Here is a 1,459-nt window from a genome sequence, read left to right on the forward strand (position 1 = left end):
TATGATAGCACGGATCCTGATTGACTCAACTCTCTACATTTATCGATTCTAAACTAGATTGATTCCTATTTGATGACACGCCCTAGGCAGAGATTATTAAAACTTAAGGTTTTCTACAGAAAATACACCGTACAATCCAGCTACTAGACTAGTAACCGGTGCGGAATGTGGGTTCAAAAAACGGAGGAAATAATTAGATAAGCACAGAGTAATTACGTCTTTGTGAGCTTTTTGCGACAGAACCCTTTTTTGTTAGAATCAGATCTTGCAGCAGTACAAAAAAACTTAATAACTGAAAGTCGCCAATCAATTTCGATGCCTAAAGAGTCAATTATTATCACTGTTGCCTGTTCCCCGTTCCCTGTTCCCTTACTTAAACGATAGGTTTTAAACAAGCGTGCAAGATCTCAGTTAGATGAATAAACAGCCTAACTCCGTGGACAATCCGCTTCAATCAAAGTCTCCACTGAAAGTAAATAGCCAAGTACTACCACCAGATGAACTTCGTTCTCGCTTCCTGACACTTGCTCTGGTCAACATTCTCTCTAATGTGATGGTTCCCCTATCTGGTTTAGTTGATGCGGCTTTTCTAGGACACTTGGCAGACATTCGCTACCTAGCAGGGGTTGCTCTGGCTACTGTCCTGTTCAACATCCTCTATCGCACTTTCAAATTATTAAGATTGGGAACGACAGGTCCAACTGCCCAAGCCGTAGGACGCTCTGACCAAGATGCAGTTCTGGTGACATACTCCCGACGCCGAATCTTTGATTACGGCGCGGGCTTCTTAACCTCACGATTAAGAGTTTCTGCGTAGCACTTATCTAGGTACAAAACCCCCGACAGTACGCTATCAGCAGACAGTTTCCTTTCCCCAATTGTCCTTGGGTACTTATTGATTCCACGATTACGCATTACTTCGGCTGAAGCGACATCTCTATGGTTGGAATACCCGCATTCATCACAGGTATGCCAACGGATTGAGAGGTTATTATCCCACTCGGTTCCACATTCAGGACATTGCTTTGATGTCCCTTTATGGTCAACTTCTGCGAAAAACTTTCCTCGTTTCCAACATACCCATTTCAAGAATTCTCTGAACTGACCAAAGCCAGCATCAAGAGAATGCTTACCCAGAAAGCCCTTTGCCATTACTCTGTAATCAATGTCTTCTACAAAAATTGAATCAGCCTGGTCACAGAGTTGATGTGCAACTTTAAGGTGAAAATCTTTACGGGTATTACCAATTTGGTGATGTAACCGTGCTACCTTGATTTGTGCTTTTTCGTAATTCTTAGACCGTTTCTTTTTTCGAGATGCTCTACGTTGCAGCAATTTCAGCTCGCGTTGTAGGTCTATGAAAAACCTCGGTCTAGGAATCGTTAAATTATCTGATGTAGCTAGGAAATCAATCAACCCGACATCTACTCCGATTGCTCGTCCAAAAGCCGGGTTTTCC

General features: G+C 42.7%; 2 protein-coding genes. One reads left to right on the plus strand and one right to left on the minus strand.

What is annotated here, in order from left to right; translation table 11 throughout:
• The first annotated feature begins 415 nt into the window (after positions 1–415).
• A complete protein-coding gene (locus F6K53_RS42115; protein ID WP_366511445.1) occupies positions 416–817 on the plus strand; it encodes an MATE family efflux transporter in 402 nt (133 codons plus the stop codon).
• Here the strand turns inward: F6K53_RS42115 and F6K53_RS42120 are convergent.
• Positions 772–1,459: transposase (locus tag F6K53_RS42120; RefSeq protein ID WP_293086437.1), on the minus strand; the 688-nt coding region annotated here is incomplete at its 5' end. The genes F6K53_RS42115 and F6K53_RS42120 overlap by 46 nt on opposite strands.

Origin of the sequence: Moorena sp. SIO4A1 (assembly GCF_010672065.1) — a bacterium.
In the GTDB taxonomy this organism is placed as follows: Bacteria; Cyanobacteriota; Cyanobacteriia; order Cyanobacteriales; family Coleofasciculaceae; genus Moorena.

Bases quoted from the DNA above. Each gene is read 5' to 3' on its own strand.
- F6K53_RS42115 (WP_366511445.1), top strand. From the start codon at position 416: ATGAATAAACAGCCTAACTCCGTGGACAATCCGCTTCAATCAAAGTCT.